Here is a 22,428-nt window from a genome sequence, read left to right as displayed (position 1 = left end):
CACGACAATGAAAAAAATAACTTCTTTCTGTATTCTCTTTCTTGGTTTGGTGCAATGGTCGTGCAAGGATGATTTTTTGGTAACCACTGATCCTACCCGCATCGGAACTGACATTTTTTATAAAACCCAGACGCAGTTTGAGCAAGCCCTCAACGGAGTTTATGGTCAATTGCAAGGTATTACAAGCACGGCTTACATTTTTCAAGAATTTACGTCGGACAATACCACACTCGATTTTAACCCCCTCGACCGTGGGGGAGCTGCGGGTTGGGAAGCGTTTGAGTTTTCGACCGTCAACCCTGGCAATGGTGAAATCGCCAACTTGTGGAATATCCACTATGCCGCGATGTACAACATCAATTATGCGTTGGAAAAACTAGAACCAGCGACGATTGATGCCACGGCAAAAAAGGAAATCGAAGGGCAACTCAAGTTTATCAGGGCTTTCCATTATTTTAACCTAACCCGCTATTTTGGGGATGTCATTTTGGCAACTAAAACCCTTAGCAACCCCAACGAAGCGTTTGATTTGGTTCGTACTCCGCAGGCAGATGTTTATAAGCAAATTGAGGCCGACCTTAAAGATGCTGCCAATCTTCTCCCTGCAAAATATCCAGCAACTGGATTAGGCCGCGCAACCAAAGGAGCAGCCTTGAGTTTGTTGGGCAAAGTTTATCTGACGCTCAAACGCTACCCAGAAGCAGTTAGTACCTTGAAACAAGTGGTGCCGTTGGGTTATTCACTTTATGCCAACTACAAAGACAACTTTGACCCTGCCAAGAAAAACGGCGTTGAGTCAGTCTTTGAGGTGCAATACCAAGGTGGTAACGACTTGGGTGAGCAAAGTAACTTTGTGTATGTGTTTGCGCCACGTTTGTCGCAAGGTGCGGTTACTGGTTTTGCCAATACGGCTCCAAGTGGTCGGAATATCCCTACCAACGACATGATTGCGGCCTACGAAACAGGTGACTTACGCAAAGACATTTCGCTTCAGTTGGGCTATACCCTCAATAACGCCTTCGTCGCCATTCCGTTTGTCAACAAATACCGTTATCCGCACACTATCACAGGGCGCTCGGACAACAACTGGCCTATTTTGCGCTATTCGGATGTGTTGCTGATGTTGGCCGAATCTATCAACGAAGCCACAGGCCCTGACGCTGAGGCGCTGGGCTACCTTAACCAAGTGCGTAAACGCGCAGGATTGGGCGAACTAACAGGGCTAACAAAAGACACTTTCCGAGCAGCCGTTCTCAAAGAGCGCCGTGTGGAATTGGCTTTTGAAAACCACCGCTGGTTTGACCTCCAACGCACCAAAACTCCCGCCGAATTGGCCGCTTTTATGAACGCTTATGCCGCCAAAGAAAAAGCCAACCCGACCGTATCGCGTGGAGGAATTGCTTTCAACGCGTTGGACTATGTATATAGCGATTTTGAGTATTATTTCCCGATTCCAGCACCACAAATTTTGATTAACTCAAAACTTACTCAAAACCCTGGTTATCAGTAGAAATTGATGTACAGGTGGTTTCTCACCAAGCGTGCTGGTGGTTTCTCACCAAGTGTGCAGGTGGTTTCTCAAAACCACCGCAGAGGTTTCTCAAAACCTCGTTTTCGGCTCACAATGACTCGAACATTAAGTTTTGAGAAACCAAACTCCAACTATCAGATTTGAGAATCTGATAACACGTAGTGCAGGTGGTTTCTCAAAACCACCCCAAGCATCAGATTGAAGAATCTGATACACATAGTGATTAGAATTTTGTAGTCTTTGAGTTTTTAAGTAGTACATAATTACTCCCCCACCGTATGTTGGGAAAACCCTTCATCGGTGGGGAAGTACTCAGGTTCCACCCCCTCTTTTCTAAATTAATATCGTGCAAGAAACAACAGAAACCTTCTGGCTTTGGCTTTTTTTAGGACGACTACACCCCTTGGTTGTTCACTTCCCAATCGGCCTACTTTGTGTGGCTTTCATTTTAGAGCTTTTCGACTGGCGTCGCAAATCCAACGAGCTCCAAGCAGGCATCAAAGCCTTGGTATGGATTGGCGCAGGTAGTGCCGTCTTAGCCGCTATTTTTGGGCTATTTTTAATCAATTTTGAAGACTACGGCGGCGATGCAGTAAGCCTACACCAATGGACAGGGCTAGCAACAATGGCTTTGTCACTGGCAGCGGTTTGGGCTTTGCGTTCCCAAAAGCAGCAGCTTTTCCGTGGGCTTTTAGGCGTTACGGTGTTAGGAGTTACCGTGGCAGGGCATTATGGTGCGCTGTTGACCCACGGCGAAACCTACCTGACCGAAGTCTTACCTTTTAATAAATCGTCAGAAAACGAACCTTCTGGCGGTACAAACTTTACGTTCGCCAGCAATGGCCAACCCTTGAACGAACAGCAACTGAGCGAACTTAACGTAGAAGTGCGGTCGATTTTGGCGCACAATTGTTACAGTTGCCACGGCGAAGCCAAAACCAAAGGGGAGCTTCGTCTCGATAAAAAAGAATTTATTTTTAAAGGAGGCGAACACGGCCCCATCATTGTGGCTGGTAAACCCGAAAAAAGCGAAATCATTCGCCGAATCACGCTTCCTGTAGGTCATAAAGAAGCCATGCCAACCAAAGGCAAACGCCTCTCTGAGAAAGAAGTGGCTACCCTCGAATTTTGGATAAAGCAAGGTGCTCCGTGGCCCGACGGTCCTGAGAAAAGCATCTACCGTGTGGCGGAATTGGCCCCTCGTTTGCCTGCCCTTCCTCCTGCTACTGCCGAAGCCACACAGCCCATCGACCGCTTTGTGAATGCGTATTTCCAACAAAATAAAATTTCGTGGAAAGGTGTAGTCGATGACCATACGTACATTCGACGGGTCTATTTGGATGTGGTAGGTTTACTACCCACGCCCGAGGCCATCAAAGCCTTTGAAACCGACGCTCGCCCAAACAAGCGTGAGCTGTTGGTAACGTCTTTGCTCAACCGAAATGAAGACTATGCCCAACATTGGCTTACGTTTTGGAACGATGCCCTCCGCAACGATTATTCAGGAACGGGTTACATTACAGGTGGGCGTTTTGATATAACCAAATGGCTATATGCTTCACTCAAAAGCAATAAACCGTATAATCAGTTTGTAAAAGAGCTGATCAGCCCAACCAAAGAATCGGAAGGATTTATCAAGGGCATCAAATGGCGCGGAACGATTAACGCAAGTCAGCGTACCGAAATGCAAGCGGCCCAAAACGTAGCGCAGGTGTTTTTGGGACTTAACCTCAAATGCGCTTCCTGCCACGACAGCTTTATTAGCGATTGGAAATTGGAAGATGCCTACGCTTTTGCCAATATTTTTGCCGATTCTACCCTCGAAATCCACCGTTGCGACAAGCCTACGGGCAAAATGGCAGGGCGTCGGTTGTTGTTCAAAGAGCTAGGCGAAATCAAAGAATCCCCCGTGACGGCGGAGCGTTTGAAAGAACTTGCCGACTTTTTGGTACAACCCAAAGATGGCCGTTTGTACCGTACGTTGGTCAATCGGGTGTGGGCGCAGTTGATGGGTCGTGGTATTGTGGAACCCGTTGACATGATGGATAACGCTCCTTGGAGTCAAGATTTATTGGACTATCTCGCCTATGATTTTGACCAAAATGGCCACGACATCAAAAAACTTTTATTCAACATCCTGACCTCCAAAACCTACCAACTCCCTTCCATTGGAATAAAAGATGCGGGTTTGCTTACTTCCAACGACTTTGTATTCCAGGGGATGGTTCGTCGTAGGATGAGTGCTGAGCAGTTTGCCGATGCCATCAGTGTGGCTTTTAATCCGATGTATGGCGATTCGGTGATGGCGTTAAAACGTTTGCCCGAAACCATCAAATCGGAGATACCGTTTCCACGGGCTTCGTTGGTCATCAACGACCCATTTATGACGGCTTTAGGCCGCCCCAACCGCGAAACCGTAAGTACAAGCCGAAATTCGCAAGCCAATTTGCTACAAGCATTGGAACTTACCAACGGTACCAAATTTAACTCCACCCTCAAAAACGGTGCGATAAAATGGCAGGCAAAATACCCAACTTCTGATTTATTGGTAAAAGAATTATATCGAAAATCACTGGGACGAGAGCCCCAACCTAAGGAGTTGAGCGTCGCGCAAAAAATCGTTGGTACTAAACCGAGCGTAGAAGGGATTCAAGATTTGGTCTGGGCCATTGCTTTACATCCTGAATTTCAGTTAATTTATTGATAGTTATTCGTTATCGGTTATTCGTTACTGGTTATCAGTTACTGGTTATTAGGAAACAGGAAATTCTAAACCCAAAACAGGAAACTCTAAACAGGAAACCCAAAACAAGAAACAGAAAATGACAAATAGATGGAATAGAAGGGAGTTTCTCCAAAAAACAAGTGCAGCGACCTTGGCAGCCATGGCCGCAAGCGCCCCACTCCCTAGTTTATTATCGGGCTGTACCAAGAAAATAGGCCAAACCAACGGCACTGCCGATACCGTCATTCTATTGTGGATGGCGGGGGGAATGGCACATACCGAGACTTTTGACCCCAAACGATATACTCCTTTTGAAAAAGGCATGGAAGGCAATCGGGTGTTGAGTACCTTTAAATCACACCCCACGGTGCTTGATGGTATTCATTTTTCGGAAGGGCTGCAATCCATTGGTAAAGTGATGGACAAAGGCACGCTAATTCGGTCGTACGTCGCGGCTGACCTGGGGCATATCCTTCACTCTCGTCACCAGTACAACTGGCACACTTGTTACGAACCCCCACAAACGGTGGCAGCACCGCACATTGGGGCTTGGATTGCCAAAGAACTAGGCCCGAAAAACCCCGTCATCCCTGCTTTTATTGACATCGGTCAACGTTTTACCGTAGGTGAAGCCGAAGAGTTAAAGGCATTTCATACCGCAGGATTTTTGGGCAATGAATATGGGCCGTTCTTTATTCCCGACCCCAGCCAAGGACTAGAAAGCGTTCGTCCGCCCGTGGGGATGGATGCCAAACGTTTTGAGCGTCGGAATCAGTTGTACAATGACTTGATTAGCAACAGTGCTTTTGGCGAATTTGGCAGCGATTACCAAAAAGAATCGCTTCGGCGGTCGATGGAACAGGCGTATATGTTGCTCAATTCGCCCGAGTCCAAAGCCTTCAACCTCAGCACAGAACCCAAAGAAAGCTTTGACATTTACAACACAGGGCGGTTTGGATTGGGTTGCTTGTTGGCGCGCCGATTAACCGAACAAGGTGCACGCTTCATCAGCGTGACAACCGAGTACGAACCGTTTTTTGGCTGGGATACCCACGAAAATGGCCATACGCGCTTGGTGGACATGAAAAAGATGATTGATGGCCCCATTGCACAGTTGATTAAAGACCTTGATAAATCGGGTCACCTCGACCGTACGCTCATCATTTTGGCCAGCGAATTTAGCCGCGATATGATGGTGGAAGGCCGCCCCGATGCGAAGGTTCAAGAACAGGTGAACCAACCCGAGATTTTATCAGACATGAAGTTTTACGGAATGCACCGCCACTTTACAGACGGCTGTTCGGTGTTGATGTTTGGCGGAGGAATCAAACGCGGGTTTGCCTACGGAAAAACCGCCGATGAGCGCCCTTGCAAAACGATTGAAAATCCGATCAAAATTGACGGTCTCCACCAAACGATTTACCACGCACTTGGCATTTCCCCTGATACTCAATACGAAATTGAAAAGCGTCCGTTCTACACAACCCCCGATGGAAAAGGAAAAGCTGTAATGGATTTGTTTGCGTAACGTGTTTCCGTATGAAAAAAGAAACGTTTTTCTTGACCTTCGTTGTGGCTGGTATGCTTACCTACCTGCAAGCCTGCAAGGGTAGTTCGACTCCCACCGAGGAAGAACTACCCGATGAGATAAGCTACAACTTTGACATTCGGCCTATTCTCTCTGACAAGTGTTTGGCCTGCCATGGCCCCGACGCCAACAAACGACAAGCAGGACTTCGTCTGGACGATCCCGTAAGTGCTTTTGCCGCGTTGAAGGAAAACCCATCGGCCCACGCACTTGTGGCAGGAAAGCCCAGTATGTCAGAGGTATTTTTGCGGATTACCACCAAAGATACCTCCAAAGTGATGCCGCCGAAAGAATCAAATTTGACACTCAGCCCTCGCGAAGTTTCTCTCATCGAACGCTGGATTGAACAAGGCGCTAAGTACGAAAAACACTGGGCGTTTGTAGCTCCCAAAAAAGCCGCACTCCCCGAGGTGGACAATGAAAAATGGGTCAAAAACGAAATTGATTACTTTGTTCTCCAAAAACAAGAACAAAAAGGGCTGACTCCCAACGACGAAGCGGACAAAGAACGCTTGTTGAAACGCGTCAGCCTTGATTTAGTGGGCCTTCCTCCTACCCTTAAAACAATGGAGGGTTTCTTAGCCGATAATAGTCCCAACGCCTACGAAAAAGTGGTGGACGAATTGTTGAAAAACCCTTCGTATGGTGAAAAAATGGCCATTTATTGGCTCGATTTAGCCCGCTACGCCGATTCACACGGCTACCAAGACGACGGCTACCGCACCCAATGGCCTTGGCGCGACTGGGTGATTCATGCACTGAACAAAAACATGCCTTATGATCAGTTTGTCACGTGGCAGCTAGCGGGTGATTATCTCCCAAGTCCCGCCAACGACCCTGAAAACAAAGAGCATTTGCTGGCAACGGGTTTTAACCGCAACCACAAAATCACGGAAGAAGGCGGGGTAATTCCTGAAGAATATCGGATTAGCTACGTCACCGACCGAAATGATTTGTTTGGGAAAGCATTTTTAGGGCTTACGATGGAATGCGCCCACTGCCACGACCATAAGTACGACCCTTTTTCCCAAAAAGATTATTACCAGTTATTTGCCTTTTTTAATAACGTCAACGAAGTCGGTATCGAATCGGTGATTGGGGGGCCAGAAACTTACGCCAAAAAACCGTTGATGCAAATCAGCAATCAGGACGTTAAAAGCATCCTGAAGTTTATCAACAAACCCGATACCAACGGGCTGATTGTATCAGTTATGACGGACTTGGACACGGTACGTAAAACCCACATTTTGCGGCGAGGGTCGTACGATGCTCCAGGCGACGTGGTAGAGCCTAATGCGCCTAATATCATTTTGCCTTTTAACAAAAACTACCCCAAAAATCGCCTCGGGTTGGCCAAATGGCTTTTTGACAAAAAAAATCCGCTGACGGCTCGGGTGTTTGTCAACCAAATCTGGCAAGAGTTTTTTGGAAAAGGTATCGTAAAAACAACGGGGGATTTTGGGATGCAGGGCGAACTTCCCTCCAACCCTGCCTTGCTCGATTGGCTGGCGGTGGATTTGATGGAACACAATTGGAACATCAAACGCCTCGTCAAACAAATCGTCATGTCGGCTACTTATCGCCAATCGGCCGTCGTTTCCCCTGAAAAATTGGCCGCCGACCCCGACAACATTTACCTTGCCCGCGCTCCTCGCTATCGGATTCATGCCGAGTTTGTACGCGATGTTGTTTTGTCGAGCAGTGGTTTGTTGGTGCGCACCATCGGTGGGCCGAGCGTTAAGCCTTACCAACCACCTGGGCTGTGGGAAGGAGCGACTTCGGGACGCGGGCTGCTGTCGATGTATGTGCAAGACCACGGCAATCAGCTCTATCGAAGAGGCATGTACACCTTGATAAAACGCACGGTTCCGCCTCCGATGTTGACCATTTTTGATGCCAGTACCCGCGATATGTGCGAAGTGAAGCGATTGAGAACCAACACGCCACTTCAAGCCCTTATCATGCTCAACGACCCCACGGTGTTGGAAGCGTCAAGGGTGTTGGCTGCCAAGCTTCTTGAAGAAAAATCGGCAACGAAAGAGAAAATCACCAAGGCTTTCCGCCTCATCGTGTGTCGAAAACCTACTGAGAACGAGGTCGAAATCTTAGAAAGTTATTACCAAAAAGAGCTTAAAAAACTCAACCCAACACGGGCGGAGAAAGCCCTTGCCGTTGGTGAGTATCCTATTCCAGTACAGATGGATAAAGTGCAATTGGCGGCGTTGATGCGGATTGTGAATACCATTTATAATTTGGAAGAGACTTTGATGAAAACGTAGATAGTTTTTTACCCGCAGACTACGCAGATTCAAATCGCAGATTTTCGCAGAGCGAGTATTCAGCGCCAGTCTGCGGTTTTTAGATCTGCGCTTTCTGCGGGTAAAAAACCAAATGCGGATTGTGAATACCATTTATAATTTGGAAGAGACTTTGATGAAAACGTAGATAATTTTTTACCCGCAGACTACGCGGATTCAAAGCGCAGATTTTCGCAGAGCGAGTATTCAGCGCCAGTCTGCGGTTTTTAGATCTGCGCTTTCTGCGGGTAAAAAACCAACTAAAGCAACGTGTTTGATTTTATCCTTTGAGATACATGAGCAAAATTGACAAAGAAATCCTTGAACATGGTCTGACCTTCAATCGTCGTCGCTTCTTGTCCACCATGAGTTTGGGACTAGGAAGCGTGGCGCTAGGTTCGTTGATGATTCCTAATTTATTGAACGGTGGCGACCAAGACGGGGCAAATTTTGTTCCAGGCATTCCTCACTTTGCGCCCAAAGCCAAGCGGGTCATTTATTTGTTTCAAAACGGAGCTCCTTCCCAAATGGAAACGTTTGATTACAAACCCAAACTGCGCGAAATGGTGGGGCAAGAATTACCGCCATCCGTGCGAGGGATGCAGCGACTGACGGGGATGACGGCCAACCAAGCATCGTTTCCGTTGGCAGGCTCATTCACCAACTTTAAACAATACGGCCAATCGGGAGCGTGGATAAGCGACTTATTGCCCTACACTTCCAAAATCGTCGATGACCTTTGTATCGTGCGCTCGATGTACACCGAAGCCATCAACCACGACCCTGCGCTGACCTTTTTGCAGACAGGCTCGCAGCAAGGAAACCGCCCAAGTATGGGGGCTTGGCTAAGTTATGGATTGGGCAACGAAAATAAAAATTTACCCGATTTTGCCGTGTTGCTCTCCCGTGGCATTGGCAACGGACAAGGGGTTTATTCCAAGCTTTGGACCAATGGCTTTTTGGATTCTATTCACCAAGGGGTACAGTTTAGCAAAGGTGAAGACCCCGTTTTGTACTTGCGCGACCCCGAGGGGATGAACCGAGAAGAACGTCGGGATATGCTAGACAATTTGGCTTCACTCAACGACCTGTCTTACAAAGAATTTGGCGACCCCGAGATTACTGCCAAAATCAAACAATACGAAATGGCGTATCGAATGCAAACGGCTGTTCCCGAAGTGATGGACGTGTCGAAAGAACCTGACGATGTGGTCAAACTCTATGGCCCCGATTGTTTGGTTCCAGGCACGTATGCAGCCAATTGCCTATTAGCCAGAAAATTATCCGAAAACGGCGTTCGTTTTGTGCAATTATACCACCAAGGTTGGGACCAGCACGGCAACCTTCCTTTTGAAATTACGAGCCAAGCCAAAGACGTGGACCAAGCCTCGGCGGCGTTGGTAACCGACCTTAAACAACGAGGTTTGCTCGACGAAACCCTCGTCATTTGGGGTGGAGAGTTTGGCCGCACAAGCTACAGCCAAGGCAAACTGACGGCTGACAATTATGGCCGCGACCACCACCCTCGTTGCTTTAGTATTTGGATGGCAGGAGGTGGCATCAAGCCTGGCACTGTTTATGGTGAAACCGACGAGTTGGGTTATAATATTAGCCGTAATCCCGTTCACGTACACGATTTTCACGCCACGGTACTGCACCTTCTTGGCCTTAATCACGAACAACTGACCTTCAAACATCTGGGTCGCCGCTACCGCCTCACCGACGTGGCAGGCAGAGTAGTGCGCGACATTATTAGCTAATCATTCAAGCAATTTCACACAAGTAGCATGGGCAATAAGGTCAAAGGCATAGCAGAGCAATTATTGATTGTTGCGAATATTTTCATTTTATTCTTACTTTTTTTTGAGCGCCAATGGGTAGTTCCGCTCTGGATTCAGCCCATTGGGAGAATGCACCCACTGCTTTTGCACTTTCCGATTGTCCTACTGTTGTTGGCGCTTGGAATGGAAGTGTTTCGGTTTAAACCCGAAAACTCCGCCAATAATTTTTATGAAAAATTTCTGTCTTCGTTTTGGTTAGCGGGTACGTTTACCGCCGCAATCACCGTGGTTATGGGACTATTTTTGGCCAAAGAAGATGGATACGCAGGAAACACGCTTGCTACGCATAAATGGCTGGGAATAGGCACATTGTGGACAGGAACGGCTATTTATTTTTTCCGTAAAGCACCTTGGTACACCCCTACCCTCGCCCGTATTGGTGCGGCTTCGGTGGCCATTGCGCTGCTGGTGGGTGGGCATTACGGCGCTACCCTGACCCACGGCGAAAACTTTGTTTCAGAACCACTCACACGCAACGAAAGTGTACCGTTGGACAAAGCCTTGGTATTTGACCACGTCATTCGGCCCATTTTGGAACAAAAATGTGTGAGTTGCCATAATCCCGAAAAATTGAAAGGTGAATTGTCTCTAGTCAACGAAGCGGCATTGCTGAAAGGCGGCAAATCGGGGAAGCTTTTTGTGGCGGGAAAGCCTGAAATAAGTTTGTTGCTCCAACGCATTCATTTACCCAACGATGACAAAAAACACATGCCTCCCGTTGGCAAAGCCCAGTTGACCGATTCGGAACAACTTTTGTTGGCGCTTTGGATAAAATCAAACGCGGTGTTTAACAAAAAAGTAATCGACCTCCCCGCGCGCGATTCGTTGCGCTTGGTGGCGGCAAACCTCTTTCAAACCACCGAAACGCCCGAAGATAAGTTTGATTTTGGGGCGGCCGACGAAGAAACTATCAAAAAGTTGAGCAACAACGACCGTACCATTGCGCCGCTGTCGCTTTCATCGCCTGCGCTTTCGGTTAATTTGTACAACAAAGCTGCCTATTCTCCCGAAAAAATTCAAGAACTGAGCGCGCTTAAAACCCAAGTAGTTTCCCTCAATCTGAACAAATTGCCCGTCAAAGATGGCGACCTAAAAGCGGTAACTCAGTTTGAAAATTTACAAAAGTTAGACTTAAACTTTACTGATATTACGGGCAAAGGACTTTCTGAACTCACTGGTTTAAAGCAGCTTAAAACCTTAAACATCTCAGGCACTAAAATTACATTGGCAGAACTTCAAGCGTCGATTGGAAAGCTAACAAGCCTCAAAAGAATGTCGGTTTGGAATACGAGCTTGACGCCTACTGAAGTTCAGCAATTACAGAAAACGTACAAAAACATTGAGTTTATCGCTGGTTTTAAAGACGATGGCAGTAACCCCATCAAGTTAAACACTCCGCAAGTCAAAAATAGCTCTATGGTGTTTGACCAGGAACTTTCGGTGAAGCTCCACCACCCCATCCGCGGCGTAGAAATCCGTTATACCACCGACGGAACAGCTCCTGACAGCCTTCATTCGCCACTTTTCACCAACCAAACGGTGTTAAAAAACAGCACAAAAATCCGCGCAAAAGCGTTTAAAAAAGGCTGGTTTGGCAGCGATGAAGTCGTTTTTGATTTTTATAAAAACACCTACCAACCCGACAGCATCAGCTTGTTACTTCCCCTCAACCGAGTCCACCAAGCCGCGGGCGCTAAGTCTTATTTCGACGGTATTTTGGGAACATTCAATGCCAACAGCCCTGCTTGGGCCAACAATTGGACGGGAGTTCGGAACAACGATTTGGCCATTTATTCGGAGTTCAAAAAGCCCATTTTGCTTTCATCGGTGGGGTTGCGCATTATGGAAGAAACTGAAACGGGCATTTTTCCGCCTGAATCAATTGAAGTATGGGGCGGCACTAGCCCCACCCAACTGAAACTCATCGGTAAATTGAAACCTACCATGCCGACGCAAGTCAGAACGCATTCTTTATTGAGCGTTACCTGTCCAGTAAAACCCCAAAACATTACTTATCTAAAAATAGTAGCCAAGCCCCTGCAAAAAATCCCCGATTGGCACGGAAGCAAGGGACGTACTGCGTTGTTGTTGGTAGATGAACTGCTGTTGAATTAAGCCCTAAATGGGTGTACGAAACTTTGCAGTTGACTAAGCAAAGGTAAACACATAGACCACAAAGAGTTTTCACATAGAAAACAATAGGAAGGCAAAAGCGTCTTTCTTCTACATTTACTATGTGTTTATTCTACTGTGCGCTATGTGTTTTAAAAGAAATGCTACTAAATCCTGAATTGATTCGTACACCCGCCTAAATTATTTCAACAATCCTAACAATTCTTTTACCATGGTTTCGGCACCGATGTACAACGGTACGCGCTGGTGAAGGGAATCGGGTTTGATGTCGAGCACGCGCTGTGAGCCGTCGGATGCTTTGGCGCCTGCTTGTTCGGCAATCATCGCTAAAGGATAACATTCGTACAAAAGGCGGAGTTTTCCGTTGGCATCTTTGTGCGTAGGTGGGTAGAGATACACGCCACCTTTGAGCAAATTTCGGTGAAAATCAGCCACTAACGAACCAATGTAGCGCGACGAATAGCCTCGGTCACGGCAGTGATTGAGGTACGTTTTAATTGGTTCGGCGTACTGATTATAATTCCCCTCGTTGTACGAAAAAATCTTGCCGTCTTTGGGACTTTTGATGTTTTGGTGCGACAAAATAAATTCTCCCAACGACGAATCATACGTAAATCCTGCGACGCCATTGCCAGTCGTATAGACCAAAATTGTGGACGAACCGTACAAAATATACCCTGCCGCCACTTGTTCTTCGCCCCCTTGCATAAAATCTTCCAGCGAAGGTTGTGTTCCCAAAGGCGTTATGCGGCGGTAAATGGAGAAAATTGTACCAATCGACACGTTGACATCGATATTCGACGAGCCATCAAGCGGATCCATCGCCACCACGTATTTAGCGTTATTGTTTCCCGTATAAATGATGTCATCGTCTTCTTCCGAAATAATGGCGCATACCTCCCCGCCATTGATGAGGGCGCGGATAAAACGAATGTTGGCTACAACGTCGAGCTTCTGTTGGGCTTCTCCTTGGACGTTGTTCGTCCCGAAACCACCCGTAATGTCAATAAGCCCCGCACGATTGATTTCGCGGTTAATAATTTTTCCTGCCAAAGCAATGTCCCGAAGGAGTTGGGAAAGCTCTCCTGTAGCGAAAGCGAAGGAGTTTTGGTTGTGCATGATGTAACGGTCGAGCGTCACACCCACGGGCACGGCGAGGTGGTGGTCCATCTTGGTTTCCATTCTAAACTGATGTGTAAATTTTTGGTAAAATAGAGATTAACAAAGCTAAACCTGAACTTTGTAAAATACAATACTTTAAGTACTTTTTAAATCCATTTCTTTGTTTTTTTATAAACTTACGCTGTATTAAAGAAATATTTTATTGAAGGCAAAAAGTAAAATTTTGAGGAGAAATTTTAAGCGTTTTTGCTCAATCATAAATGTTTGTCTCTAAGTTTGCGGCAAACTATCCCACGAAAATCGAAAAATGAAACAGTTTTTCACTCCCATTTTACTAAGTTTAAGTGTCATTACATTTTCGTTTGCGCAAGTCCCAACCAAGAAAAAAAACCTCGAATTAGACACCCTTTATTTAAAAGAGGTGATTGTATCGGCCTCCCGCACCGCCGAGCCGCTCATGGAAACTCCCGTTTCGGTCGAACGCCTCACTGCTGCTCAACTCAAACGTCTGCCTTCCACCGAATTTATTTCCTCACTCGCCCGCCTCAAAGGCATTGACGTAAGCCAATCGAGCTGGTTAATCACCAGTTTTAGTACCCGTGGTTTCAACAGTTCAAAAGCCGAACGCGTCGTTCAACTCGCCGACTACGTCGATGTAGCATCTCCAACGGCCTCGCTTTACTACGGAAACTGGGTAGGTGTTTCGGAACTGGACATGGAAAGCGTGGACGTAGTATTTGGTGCCAACTCCGCTTTGTATGGTTCCAATGCCTTCAACGGCGTACTGCTCATGCACTCCAAAGACCCGTTCAAATACCAAGGACTTTCGGCTTCGTTGCGAGGCGGGAATCGCAGCATGATTGACGGTCAACTCCGCTACGCCAAGGTTTTTGGCGACCGTTTTGCGTTTAAAATCAGTGCCAACTACTTTGAAGCCGACGAATTTTTGGCTTCCAACAGCGCCGCCATCAAACGCGTCACGTCGGGAGGTTTGGCTGGCTCCGACCCTCTGAACAACGCCGAAGGAAGCAACACAGGCTGGAACGCCATCAACCGTTATGGTGAGGTTGGCAGCACCGTCACCACACCCGCACTCACGGCTTTGAACAACAACCAAAGCTACCGCATTTATACACGAGGTTATACCGAAGCCGAAATGGCCAACTGGCCCGAGTCGTCGGGAAATCCGTTCAAATTGTCCAATAACGGCAATTACAAAGCAGGGAATTACCGCATCAACCCGTCGTTTCATTGGCAAATAACCCCGAAACTCCGCGCGGTCTATGAATACCGCTTGTCGGTCAGCAACGGTATCTTCCAAAGTACCAGTCGCTACGCCCAACGCGGCATGAAATACGACGTCCATCGGGTCGAACTTAAAACCGACAAATGGTTTTTGCGGGCTTATACTGTATTCGATTACGGCGGTAAAGCGTACGACTTGAGCTCGTTGGCCAGCGGTTTGATGAACGCCCCTATGGCCGCAGGCAACCAGCCCAACGGCACGCGCTACCCTACTTTTGCCCAAAACTATTTTTCGGTTTGGAACCAAGTCTTCACCGCCGCGCGTAGCAATGGCCTAGCAGCGGGCACAGCCTTAAACGCCTTTGCTCCAAATTCGGCAGGAGGAACGCCAACTCCGTACGTTCTTCCTCAGTCAATTGCTGGAAACCAAAGCATCGAAGCCGCTCAAGCTTTGGCCACCCAACTTGCTGCGGGGGCCCAGTTACCTGTGGGAAGTCCACTTTTCCAGCAACTTAGAGAGCAAGTAGTGGCAGGAATCGGTTTGATTGACGTCAACGGTACCAAAACAGTGCGCGGAGCAGCTTTTGCCAACACCGCTCGTTTTTGGGATATTAGCGGCCAACGCGAATGGAACATTGGCAAACTCAACGCCATCGCTGGGGCCTCATACCGTACTCATTTGTTGCAATCGGCAGGAACGTTGTTTTCGGACGGGCCTAATTCGCCTATTGCCGCTAATACCAACGAAGTTCAGTTCCGCGACCGCATCGTCAACTGGGATGGAGGAGCCTACGGGCAGCTTCGATATAGCCTCTGGAAAGACCGCTTAAAACTTGCCGCCGCAGGACGTTTTGACCAGTTCCGCAATTTTGGGGGTCGTTTTTCGCCGCGCCTTTCGGCTGTACTTTCGCTGGGTGACAACCGCCAACATAACTTCCGCGTCAACTATGCCCAAGCCTTTCGCCAACCTGCTCAATTAGACCAGTTTATTTACCTCGATTTTGGTACGTTGTTGGTAGCAGGAAACGTCACAAACGGCTACCAAGGCTTGAATGCGGTATCGGCCTTGCCCAATGGACAAGCGAATCCTGATTTTTTGAAACCCGTCACGATTAAGAAAATTGCCCCCGAACAAATGAATACGTGGGAGATTGGCTATAAAGGCCAAATTGCCAAAGGTTTGTACGTGGACGCGAGTTATTATCGTTCGGTTTATAACAATTTTATTGGCACCCTACGTTTTTACGGTCGTGAAGATGGGCTGGCTCCAACGGGCGTTCCACTGCCTTCGGCCACGGGTGATTTTGCCAAACCTACCACCGACCGCACGCGTGGACGTTTGATGCAGACTTGGGCCAACGCCGACAAAGAAGTGCATACGCAGGGAGCCATCGTGAGTCTTGAGTATTTCTTCTCCAAAAAATTAAACATTAATACCAACTACACTTGGTCGAACATCAACGAAAACGATGTTCCTGGCTTGATTTTAGGATTTAATACCCCTACCCACAAATTCAACGTAGGAGTACAAGGTGAGCCAGTCAAAAACGTTTCGTATGCGTTTAACTACCGTCACACCAGCGGATACACCTATTTTATGCCCGTTGATGAGGGTTACATCCAAGCTTTTGGAACGTTGGACGGACAAGTGAGTTACCGTTTACCCAAAATCAAAAGTGCCCTTCGCCTTGGTGGTACCAATTTACTGAACACCAACGCCGTGCAAGTTTACGGAGCAGCGCCTATCGGCCGTATTGTCTATTTGGGCTGGGTGTTTGAGTAAATTTTTCTAAGCACTTGAAAGACGAGCGAGTTTTACGATATTTATATCCTAGAACTCGCTCTTTTTATTCACACTAACCGCTGCCGTCTATGGAATCGTACGTAGCCCGCTGGGCCTCTCAGTACACTCGACCAGCCATTTTGGCCATTGTACTCTGTGAACTAACCAATGCTTGTATTGGGATAACACTTGGTAGTACCTTATTCGCGGGGCTATTACCTTTGCAACTGTTGGTGCTCATCGGAAGTGCTTTTGTAATTCGATCTTTGATTTTACAGTATCAAAAAACTGAATTTCGGCACCTTCGTTCAACTACTCGGTTTTTGTTCCAAAAGCGAATTTTTGTTAGCCTTTTTTGTCTCAATTTGTGGATTTATACCTTAGGTGGCGCTGTACTAGGAAGCATGGTGCAGTCCCCCCAACCCACCTCTAGCCTCCACAGCAGTATGACGGTGGTAACAAGCGAGCAGCATCTCAGTTTTTCTAAAAAAATACCTCCAAAAGAAGAAGATAGAAAAGCAAAATCGTCGAATGAGGGATTGCTACGTCTGGGCTATATTTTGCTGTTTGTCGCAGGCGTGGCGCTCGCTTACATTAGTGCCATATTAGCCTGTAACCTTGCTTGTGCGGGTATCGGTTTGGCAGCGGTGGCCGTGCTGTTGTTGGGTTTAGGCATTTTGGCGGGTGGTTTTTATTTCTTAGGACGGGCCATTGATAAAAACATGAAACCCTTCAAAGAAATGACACCAGACGAACGCAAACGAGAGAAGCGACGGTATTGGCGCACAGCGTTGGGGACTGTTTTAGTAACCGCTTTTTTGGTGTTGATTTCCTCGCTTTCATAAAGTTGATAATAATGAAAAACATACTTCTATCCACCTTCTTTTTATTAGTTGCTCTTTCCACTTTTGCCCAACCTTCTCAAACCGTTCGCGGCAAAATTGTTGATAAAGAATCAAAATTTCCATTGGTCGGCGTGACAGCCCTTTTGGTCAATAATGCTACGCAGCCCGTAGGAACGGTGACGGACATGGATGGCAATTTTCGGCTTCCGAACATCCCCGTAGGCCGACAAACGTTGCGCTTTACGTTGGTAGGTTACAAAGAAATTTTGCTCAACAACATCGTCGTAGAAGCAGGCCGCGAAACGGTTTTGAACCTCGAAATGGAAGAATCTGTGACAGAACTCAATACGGTGGTCGTGAAAGTGAAGCGCAATGGCGAAGCAGCCAACGAAATGGCGACGGTCAGCGCGCGTCAATTTTCGGTAGAAGAAACGGGGCGGTACGCGGGAAGTCGCGGAGAACCTGCTCGGATGGCCTCCAACTTTGCGGGTGTACAAGGGGCGGATGACTCGCGCAACGACATCGTGATTCGGGGAAATTCGCCTTCGGGCGTGCTTTGGCGACTGGAAGGCATCAACATTCCTAATCCCAACCACTTTGCCATTTCGGGAACGTCGGGCGGGCCCGTGGGGATTATCAACAACAAGTATTTGGCCAATTCCGACTTTTTTACGGGCGCATTTCCTGCCGAATTTGGCAACACAACCTCAGGCGTTTTTGACCTAAAATTACGCAACGGCAACGACGAAAAGCACCAACTTTCGGCCCAATTTGGCTTTCTGGGCACTGAATTTTTAGCCGAAGGGCCGTTGTCGAAAAAAAGCAAAGCTTCCTACTTGGTGACAGGCCGCTACGCCAACTTATGGCTGTTCAAAAAAGCGGGCATCGACATCGGCACCGAAGCCACCCCAACCTACGCCGACGGCTTTGCACGTTTTAATTTTCCACTAAAAAAAGGCGGAAACGTCGCTATTTGGGGCGTGGGCGGCGCAAGCACGATTGATATTTTGATTAGCGAACAAGAAGCATCCGACCGTAACATTTTTGGGCAAAACGACCGCGACCAGTACTTCTCTACCAACATGGCCGTGGGCGGAATCACGCTGAACAAACCCCTTAATAAAAGTACATTTTTTAAAGCAACCGTAGCCGTTTCTGCCAACAGCCAAGATGCTAATCACGATTTTTTATTTTTACGCAAAAATGCCCAAGGAGACCCGCTGATTGAAAACAAACGCTTTGTGATTGACTCACTTCGGCCATTATTAGATTACAAGTTTACCGAAAACAAATATTCGTTGGCTACGTATTTGAACAAAAAATGGGGTGCAAAAAGCACATTAAAAGTAGGATTAACGGCTGACTTATACAGCTTTACGGCTTTTGACCAAGCCCGATCTTTTAATGAAGCCACCCAAAAATGGAACGCTTGGGTAACCCGTTGGAACACCAACAATGCCTCCTATGTATTACTACAGCCTTACGTTCAGTTCAAACATTACCTCACCGAAAACTTTTCATTCAACGCGGGGCTAAGTAGCCTTTACAGCTCCATCAATACCAATAGTTACTCCCTTATCGAACCAAGAGTTGGGTTTGCTTTGGAACTTCCCCACCGTCAAAAACTCACGTTTGCCACGGGATTACATAGCCAGGGGCTGCCTTCTTACCTTTATTTTTACGACCAAAGTGGGGCAAATGCCAGTACGCGATTCCCCGTCAAAAACGTAGGTTTCTCCAAAAGTTGGCATTTTGTGGCGGGGTATAGTAAGATGCTAGCGGATAATTTGCGCTTGCTGGTAGAAGCCTATTACCAAAACCTCTTCGATATTCCCGTTGAAAAAACCATTTCTTCGTATTCCTTGGTCAACTCGGGGGCAGGCTTTTCACGATTATTCCCCAACCAACTTCAAAATGGTGGCATCGGTCGGAACTACGGAGTTGAAATGACTTTGGAAAAGTTTTTCAGCAAAGGCTACTATTTTTTGGTAACGGCGTCGTTGTTTGATGCCCAATACCAAGGCTCGGATAAAATTTGGAGAAATACCGATTTCAACGGAAAATATGCCTTCAACGCGCTGTTTTCCAAAGAGTTTACGTTCAACAAACGCAAAAGTCTCAACATCGGTGCGAAGTTCACGGCTACAGGTGGTCGCTGGTACGGCCCTGTGGATGCAACGCAATCGCGGTTGGCACAGGAAATTATTTATGCCGATGCCACGCGTAATTCACTGCAATTCAACCCCTACAAGCGCTTTGACCTAAAAACAGAATACAAAATCAACAAAAACCGTTTGACGCATACCATTGCGGTGGACATCGTGAATGTACTGGGCAACAAAAATCAGTTGAGTCTAAGCTATATCCCGCAAGCGCCATACTTTAAGCAAGAATACCAGCTTGGGTTTTTGCCTGTATTCTTTTATCGGATTGATTTTTAAGAAATCAGCCTTGATTCGCTGTTTTGGTCGGGTTTTGAGAAACCCTCTTGCACGGTTACTCGGGTTTTGAGAAACCCTCGGCACAGTGGGTCGGGTTTCTCAAAACCCGACCACTCCGCCGAGTACCAGCGCCAAGGGTTTCTCAAAACCCTGTTCGCGATAAACGATATTTAGCCGAAATAAAAATGCCTGAAGTCTGAAGTTTAATTTTCCCAAAGCCCACTTCGGCCATGGGAATTTTCCAAAACGGCTCAACTTGGAGAGAAAAATTACGACCAATTTGTCGTTCCACTCCCACCGAAGCATTCAACACGCCCAACCAATAATTGCCCGTTGAGCCCTCCCAGTTCATCCATTTTGGATAAGAATGTGGTGGGTAGGTATAATCATACCTCTCATTCATCATCTTGTAGCTCGACACACCCGACGATACAAACCACCGACTTCGGCGGCCTTCCAATACATCAAATCGGATATTAATTGGAATGTCTAATACCTTACAATTCGCCGCCACCTCGGTAGGTCTGGCTTTTTGAGAATTCCAAATTTCAGGCCATTTGTACTGTTCGCCCGTGGCAGTATAGACTTTATCACTTTTTATAACGCCCACCTGAATGCTCCAGCGGCGTGCAAAACGGTGCTCCAACATCACCCCCAGAGCCAAACGAGGGTTTTTAAGCATTTCGCTTGACGAGATAAAACTCAAATCGGGCGTCGCTACTACACGACTACTCAACCCTTTTTGAAAAGCGGTGGGAGGTTCGGCCGATTCTTTTTTCTTTACAACAGGAGGCGGAGCGGGTGGTAAATACGCTACCGTTGGCTCTGCAACGGGTACAGCAAGCAGCTTCCAGTTTTTAGCCAAAAGTTCATTTAATGTAACATTGGAATTTATAAATTCTTGAGCTTCATTGGAAGAAGCCTGAGGCACACGCTCGTCGGGTTCTGTATCTTTTGACACAACCGAAACCATCGTATTCCTCTTTTTAGCTTGCTTGCTTTCTGAGGAAATAACATCCGACAGAGACGTCGAACTTACCTTTGCTGACGTAACTCGTTTGTTTTTTGAATCCTTTACCCAGCGGGCCGTTTGGCTCTCTTCATCGGTTTGTTTTAAAACAGGCTCCCGCGTATTTTTAAGGGTAAACGATTTTTGGCGGGTTACACCTACTGAATTGGACTGCTTTTTACTAGACGCAATGGACTGTTTTTTAGCTTCTTGTACTGGTGTTAACTGCTCTTTTTCTTTTTCCTCCAACGCTAGGCGCGGTTTTTCATTCGGTGTAGAGCCTTCTTCGTACCCTGCCTCAGGGTTGGCTTTTTCCGTTTCAGAAGCATTGACTTCTTCGGCTTTCTTTTGTGATTGGCTTGGGTCACTTACCTTAGGAGCATTTCGTTGAGACTCCTTTGGCATTATTTCTATTTTCGGAGAAACAAACTCTATTTCACTTGTATTAGGCCAAAACAAATAACTTCCCAAACCTAAAAGCAACACCATGCCTCCGATGACCCCTGCGCGGCGCCACCACCAAGCTCCTGGCTTTTTGTCCTCGTCGTCCAACTTACGACGCATGGCTTCCCATGCTTTTGGGTTAAACTCTGGCTCAAACTCCTCAGACGATTTTCTGAAGAGTTCGTCCAGTCTGTCATCTGGTAACTCTTGCATACTCATCGTTTCCCTTTTTCAGTAACATACTTCTTAAATTTTCGCGGGCCCGTGCCAAGTTTGACTTGGAAGTACCCTCACTAATACCCAGTTTTTGGGCTATCTCTTCGTGTGAATAACCGTCGATTACGTATAAATTAAACACGGCTCGGTACGAAGGCGTCAGTTGTTGAATCAACCCAATTAACTCATTGTATTCCAATTGACTATACGCAGATTGACTCTCCGAGGCTACTGCCGTATTCTCAATGCTGCTAATGTCATCGTGATTTTGAAATTTTACGTTTTGTCGATAAAAATCCAATGCCGTATTAATCATGACTTTTTTGAGCCATGCTTTGAAAGGTTTATCGGCATCATACATCTGCACTTTTTGGAAAACTTTTAAAAAACCATCGTTGACAACCTCCAGCGCCTCATCTCGATTGGGCACATAACGCATACACACTCCCATAGCGTAGCCATAAAATTGCTTGTAAAGCAATTCTTGACACTTACGGTCATTGCGCAAGCAGCCCTCAAGAAGTTCCGGTAATGTTTTCAACGCACGAGAAAATAACATTCAATATAGCGTTACGGAAAGAAAGTTGGAAAGGTTGCGTCGAGATTGAAAAAAAACAAATTTTTCATCTATGGTCAAGTTGAGACATTTTTAGGTAAATTCCCACAAAACCGTTGGATAATTTTCAATGACTTGGCGTACTATCTGACTAAACTATTGATACCTTACACTGATTTTTAACAAACAGTCCTTTCCATGAAGACGAGGCTATTACTACTATTATTTATGATTACTGGAGCTTTTACGCAGTTACAAGCGCAAGAAGAAGCCAAAATCATGTTTTTGACGTTTAAAATCTCCAAAGTGAAAAACGGGGATGACTTTCAAATTCAACTTCTGGACAAAAAAATTGTGAATGGAAAAATCAAAAATAAAAGGGTGCATTCGCATACTCCCGACAAGCTTGTCTTTTCCATTCTGGACGCGCAACAGCAATTGGCCAAAAGCCTTGAAATTGATAACCCACTGAGCACGTCCATTGAATCGTTTGAGCCTGATGGCACCATTCATCGGCACGTTGCTACGCAAGAATCCTCCGAGTTTATGGTCCGTTTGCAATACACCAGCCAAATGAAAAAACTAACCTTGCAACCCCAGAACAAACGAGCAAGGGTACAAAATTTTTCCACCTTTAGCATGGACTTATAAA

13 protein-coding genes are annotated in these 22,428 nt (G+C 46.7%); 10 read left to right on the top strand and 3 right to left on the bottom strand.

Features of this window, described 5'->3' with window-relative positions; all coding sequences use genetic code 11:
- Positions 1–7: 7 nt before the first annotated feature.
- From FHS57_RS19530 to FHS57_RS19505, 6 genes are all read left to right on the top strand, one after another.
- Positions 8–1,510 carry a RagB/SusD family nutrient uptake outer membrane protein gene (locus FHS57_RS19530; RefSeq protein ID WP_183976655.1) on the top strand — a complete coding sequence of 501 codons (1,503 nt, stop codon included), beginning with the start codon at positions 8–10 and terminating at the stop codon, positions 1,508–1,510.
- A 367-nt stretch (positions 1,511–1,877) separates the two neighbouring features.
- Positions 1,878–4,235, top strand: a complete 2,358-nt coding sequence (locus FHS57_RS19525; protein ID WP_183976653.1) for a DUF1549 domain-containing protein — start codon at positions 1,878–1,880, stop codon at positions 4,233–4,235.
- 118 nt (positions 4,236–4,353) lie between these two features.
- Entirely contained in the window at positions 4,354–5,784 is a 1,431-nt protein-coding gene (locus tag FHS57_RS19520; protein ID WP_122931010.1) for a DUF1501 domain-containing protein, read from the top strand.
- A gap of 11 nt (positions 5,785–5,795) precedes the next feature.
- Positions 5,796–8,123, top strand: coding sequence for a PSD1 and planctomycete cytochrome C domain-containing protein (locus tag FHS57_RS19515; protein ID WP_183976651.1), 2,328 nt, complete (start codon positions 5,796–5,798; stop codon positions 8,121–8,123).
- Positions 8,124–8,446: 323 nt separating this feature from the next.
- Positions 8,447–9,901, top strand: a complete 1,455-nt coding sequence (locus FHS57_RS19510; protein WP_183976664.1) for a DUF1501 domain-containing protein — start codon at positions 8,447–8,449, stop codon at positions 9,899–9,901.
- Between the two features lie 27 nt (positions 9,902–9,928).
- A complete protein-coding gene (locus tag FHS57_RS19505) occupies positions 9,929–12,097 on the top strand; it encodes a c-type cytochrome domain-containing protein (RefSeq protein ID WP_183976649.1) in 2,169 nt (722 codons plus the stop codon).
- Between the two features lie 198 nt (positions 12,098–12,295).
- Here the strand turns inward: FHS57_RS19505 and fbp are convergent, their stop codons facing one another.
- Positions 12,296–13,297 carry a class 1 fructose-bisphosphatase gene (gene fbp, locus FHS57_RS19500; RefSeq protein WP_183976647.1) on the bottom strand — a complete coding sequence of 334 codons (1,002 nt, stop codon included), beginning with the start codon at positions 13,295–13,297 and terminating at the stop codon, positions 12,296–12,298.
- A gap of 247 nt (positions 13,298–13,544) precedes the next feature.
- On the opposite strand from fbp, the gene FHS57_RS19495 reads away from it, so the two are divergent.
- The 3 genes from FHS57_RS19495 (at position 13,545) to FHS57_RS19485 (ending at position 19,551) form a co-directional block, all read left to right on the top strand.
- Positions 13,545–16,265: a TonB-dependent receptor gene (locus tag FHS57_RS19495; protein WP_183976645.1), complete on the top strand. Its 2,721-nt coding sequence runs from the start codon at positions 13,545–13,547 to the stop codon at positions 16,263–16,265.
- Between the two features lie 89 nt (positions 16,266–16,354).
- Entirely contained in the window at positions 16,355–17,110 is a 756-nt protein-coding gene (locus FHS57_RS19490) for a hypothetical protein (protein WP_183976643.1), read from the top strand.
- An 11-nt stretch (positions 17,111–17,121) separates the two neighbouring features.
- Positions 17,122–19,551 (top strand): TonB-dependent receptor, encoded by a 2,430-nt coding sequence (locus FHS57_RS19485; protein ID WP_183976641.1) that lies wholly within the window; start codon positions 17,122–17,124, stop codon positions 19,549–19,551.
- A gap of 142 nt (positions 19,552–19,693) precedes the next feature.
- Here the strand turns inward: FHS57_RS19485 and FHS57_RS19480 are convergent, their stop codons facing one another.
- On the bottom strand, positions 19,694–21,217 hold the full coding sequence (locus FHS57_RS19480; protein WP_183976639.1) for a porin family protein: 1,524 nt from the start codon (positions 21,215–21,217) through the stop codon (positions 19,694–19,696).
- Positions 21,198–21,779: an RNA polymerase sigma factor gene (locus FHS57_RS19475; RefSeq protein ID WP_183976637.1), complete on the bottom strand. Its 582-nt coding sequence runs from the start codon at positions 21,777–21,779 to the stop codon at positions 21,198–21,200. Before FHS57_RS19475 ends, FHS57_RS19480 begins: the two co-directional genes overlap by 20 nt.
- Before the next feature lie 195 nt (positions 21,780–21,974).
- On the opposite strand from FHS57_RS19475, the gene FHS57_RS19470 reads away from it, so the two are divergent.
- On the top strand, positions 21,975–22,427 hold the full coding sequence (locus tag FHS57_RS19470) for a hypothetical protein (protein ID WP_183976636.1): 453 nt from the start codon (positions 21,975–21,977) through the stop codon (positions 22,425–22,427).
- Position 22,428: the final 1 nt, after the last annotated feature.

This window comes from Runella defluvii (assembly GCF_014195535.1).
Taxonomy (GTDB): Bacteria; Bacteroidota; Bacteroidia; order Cytophagales; family Spirosomataceae; genus Runella; species Runella defluvii.
Note: the sequence above shows the minus strand (reverse complement) of the source record. Positions and strands in the feature narration are given on the sequence as shown.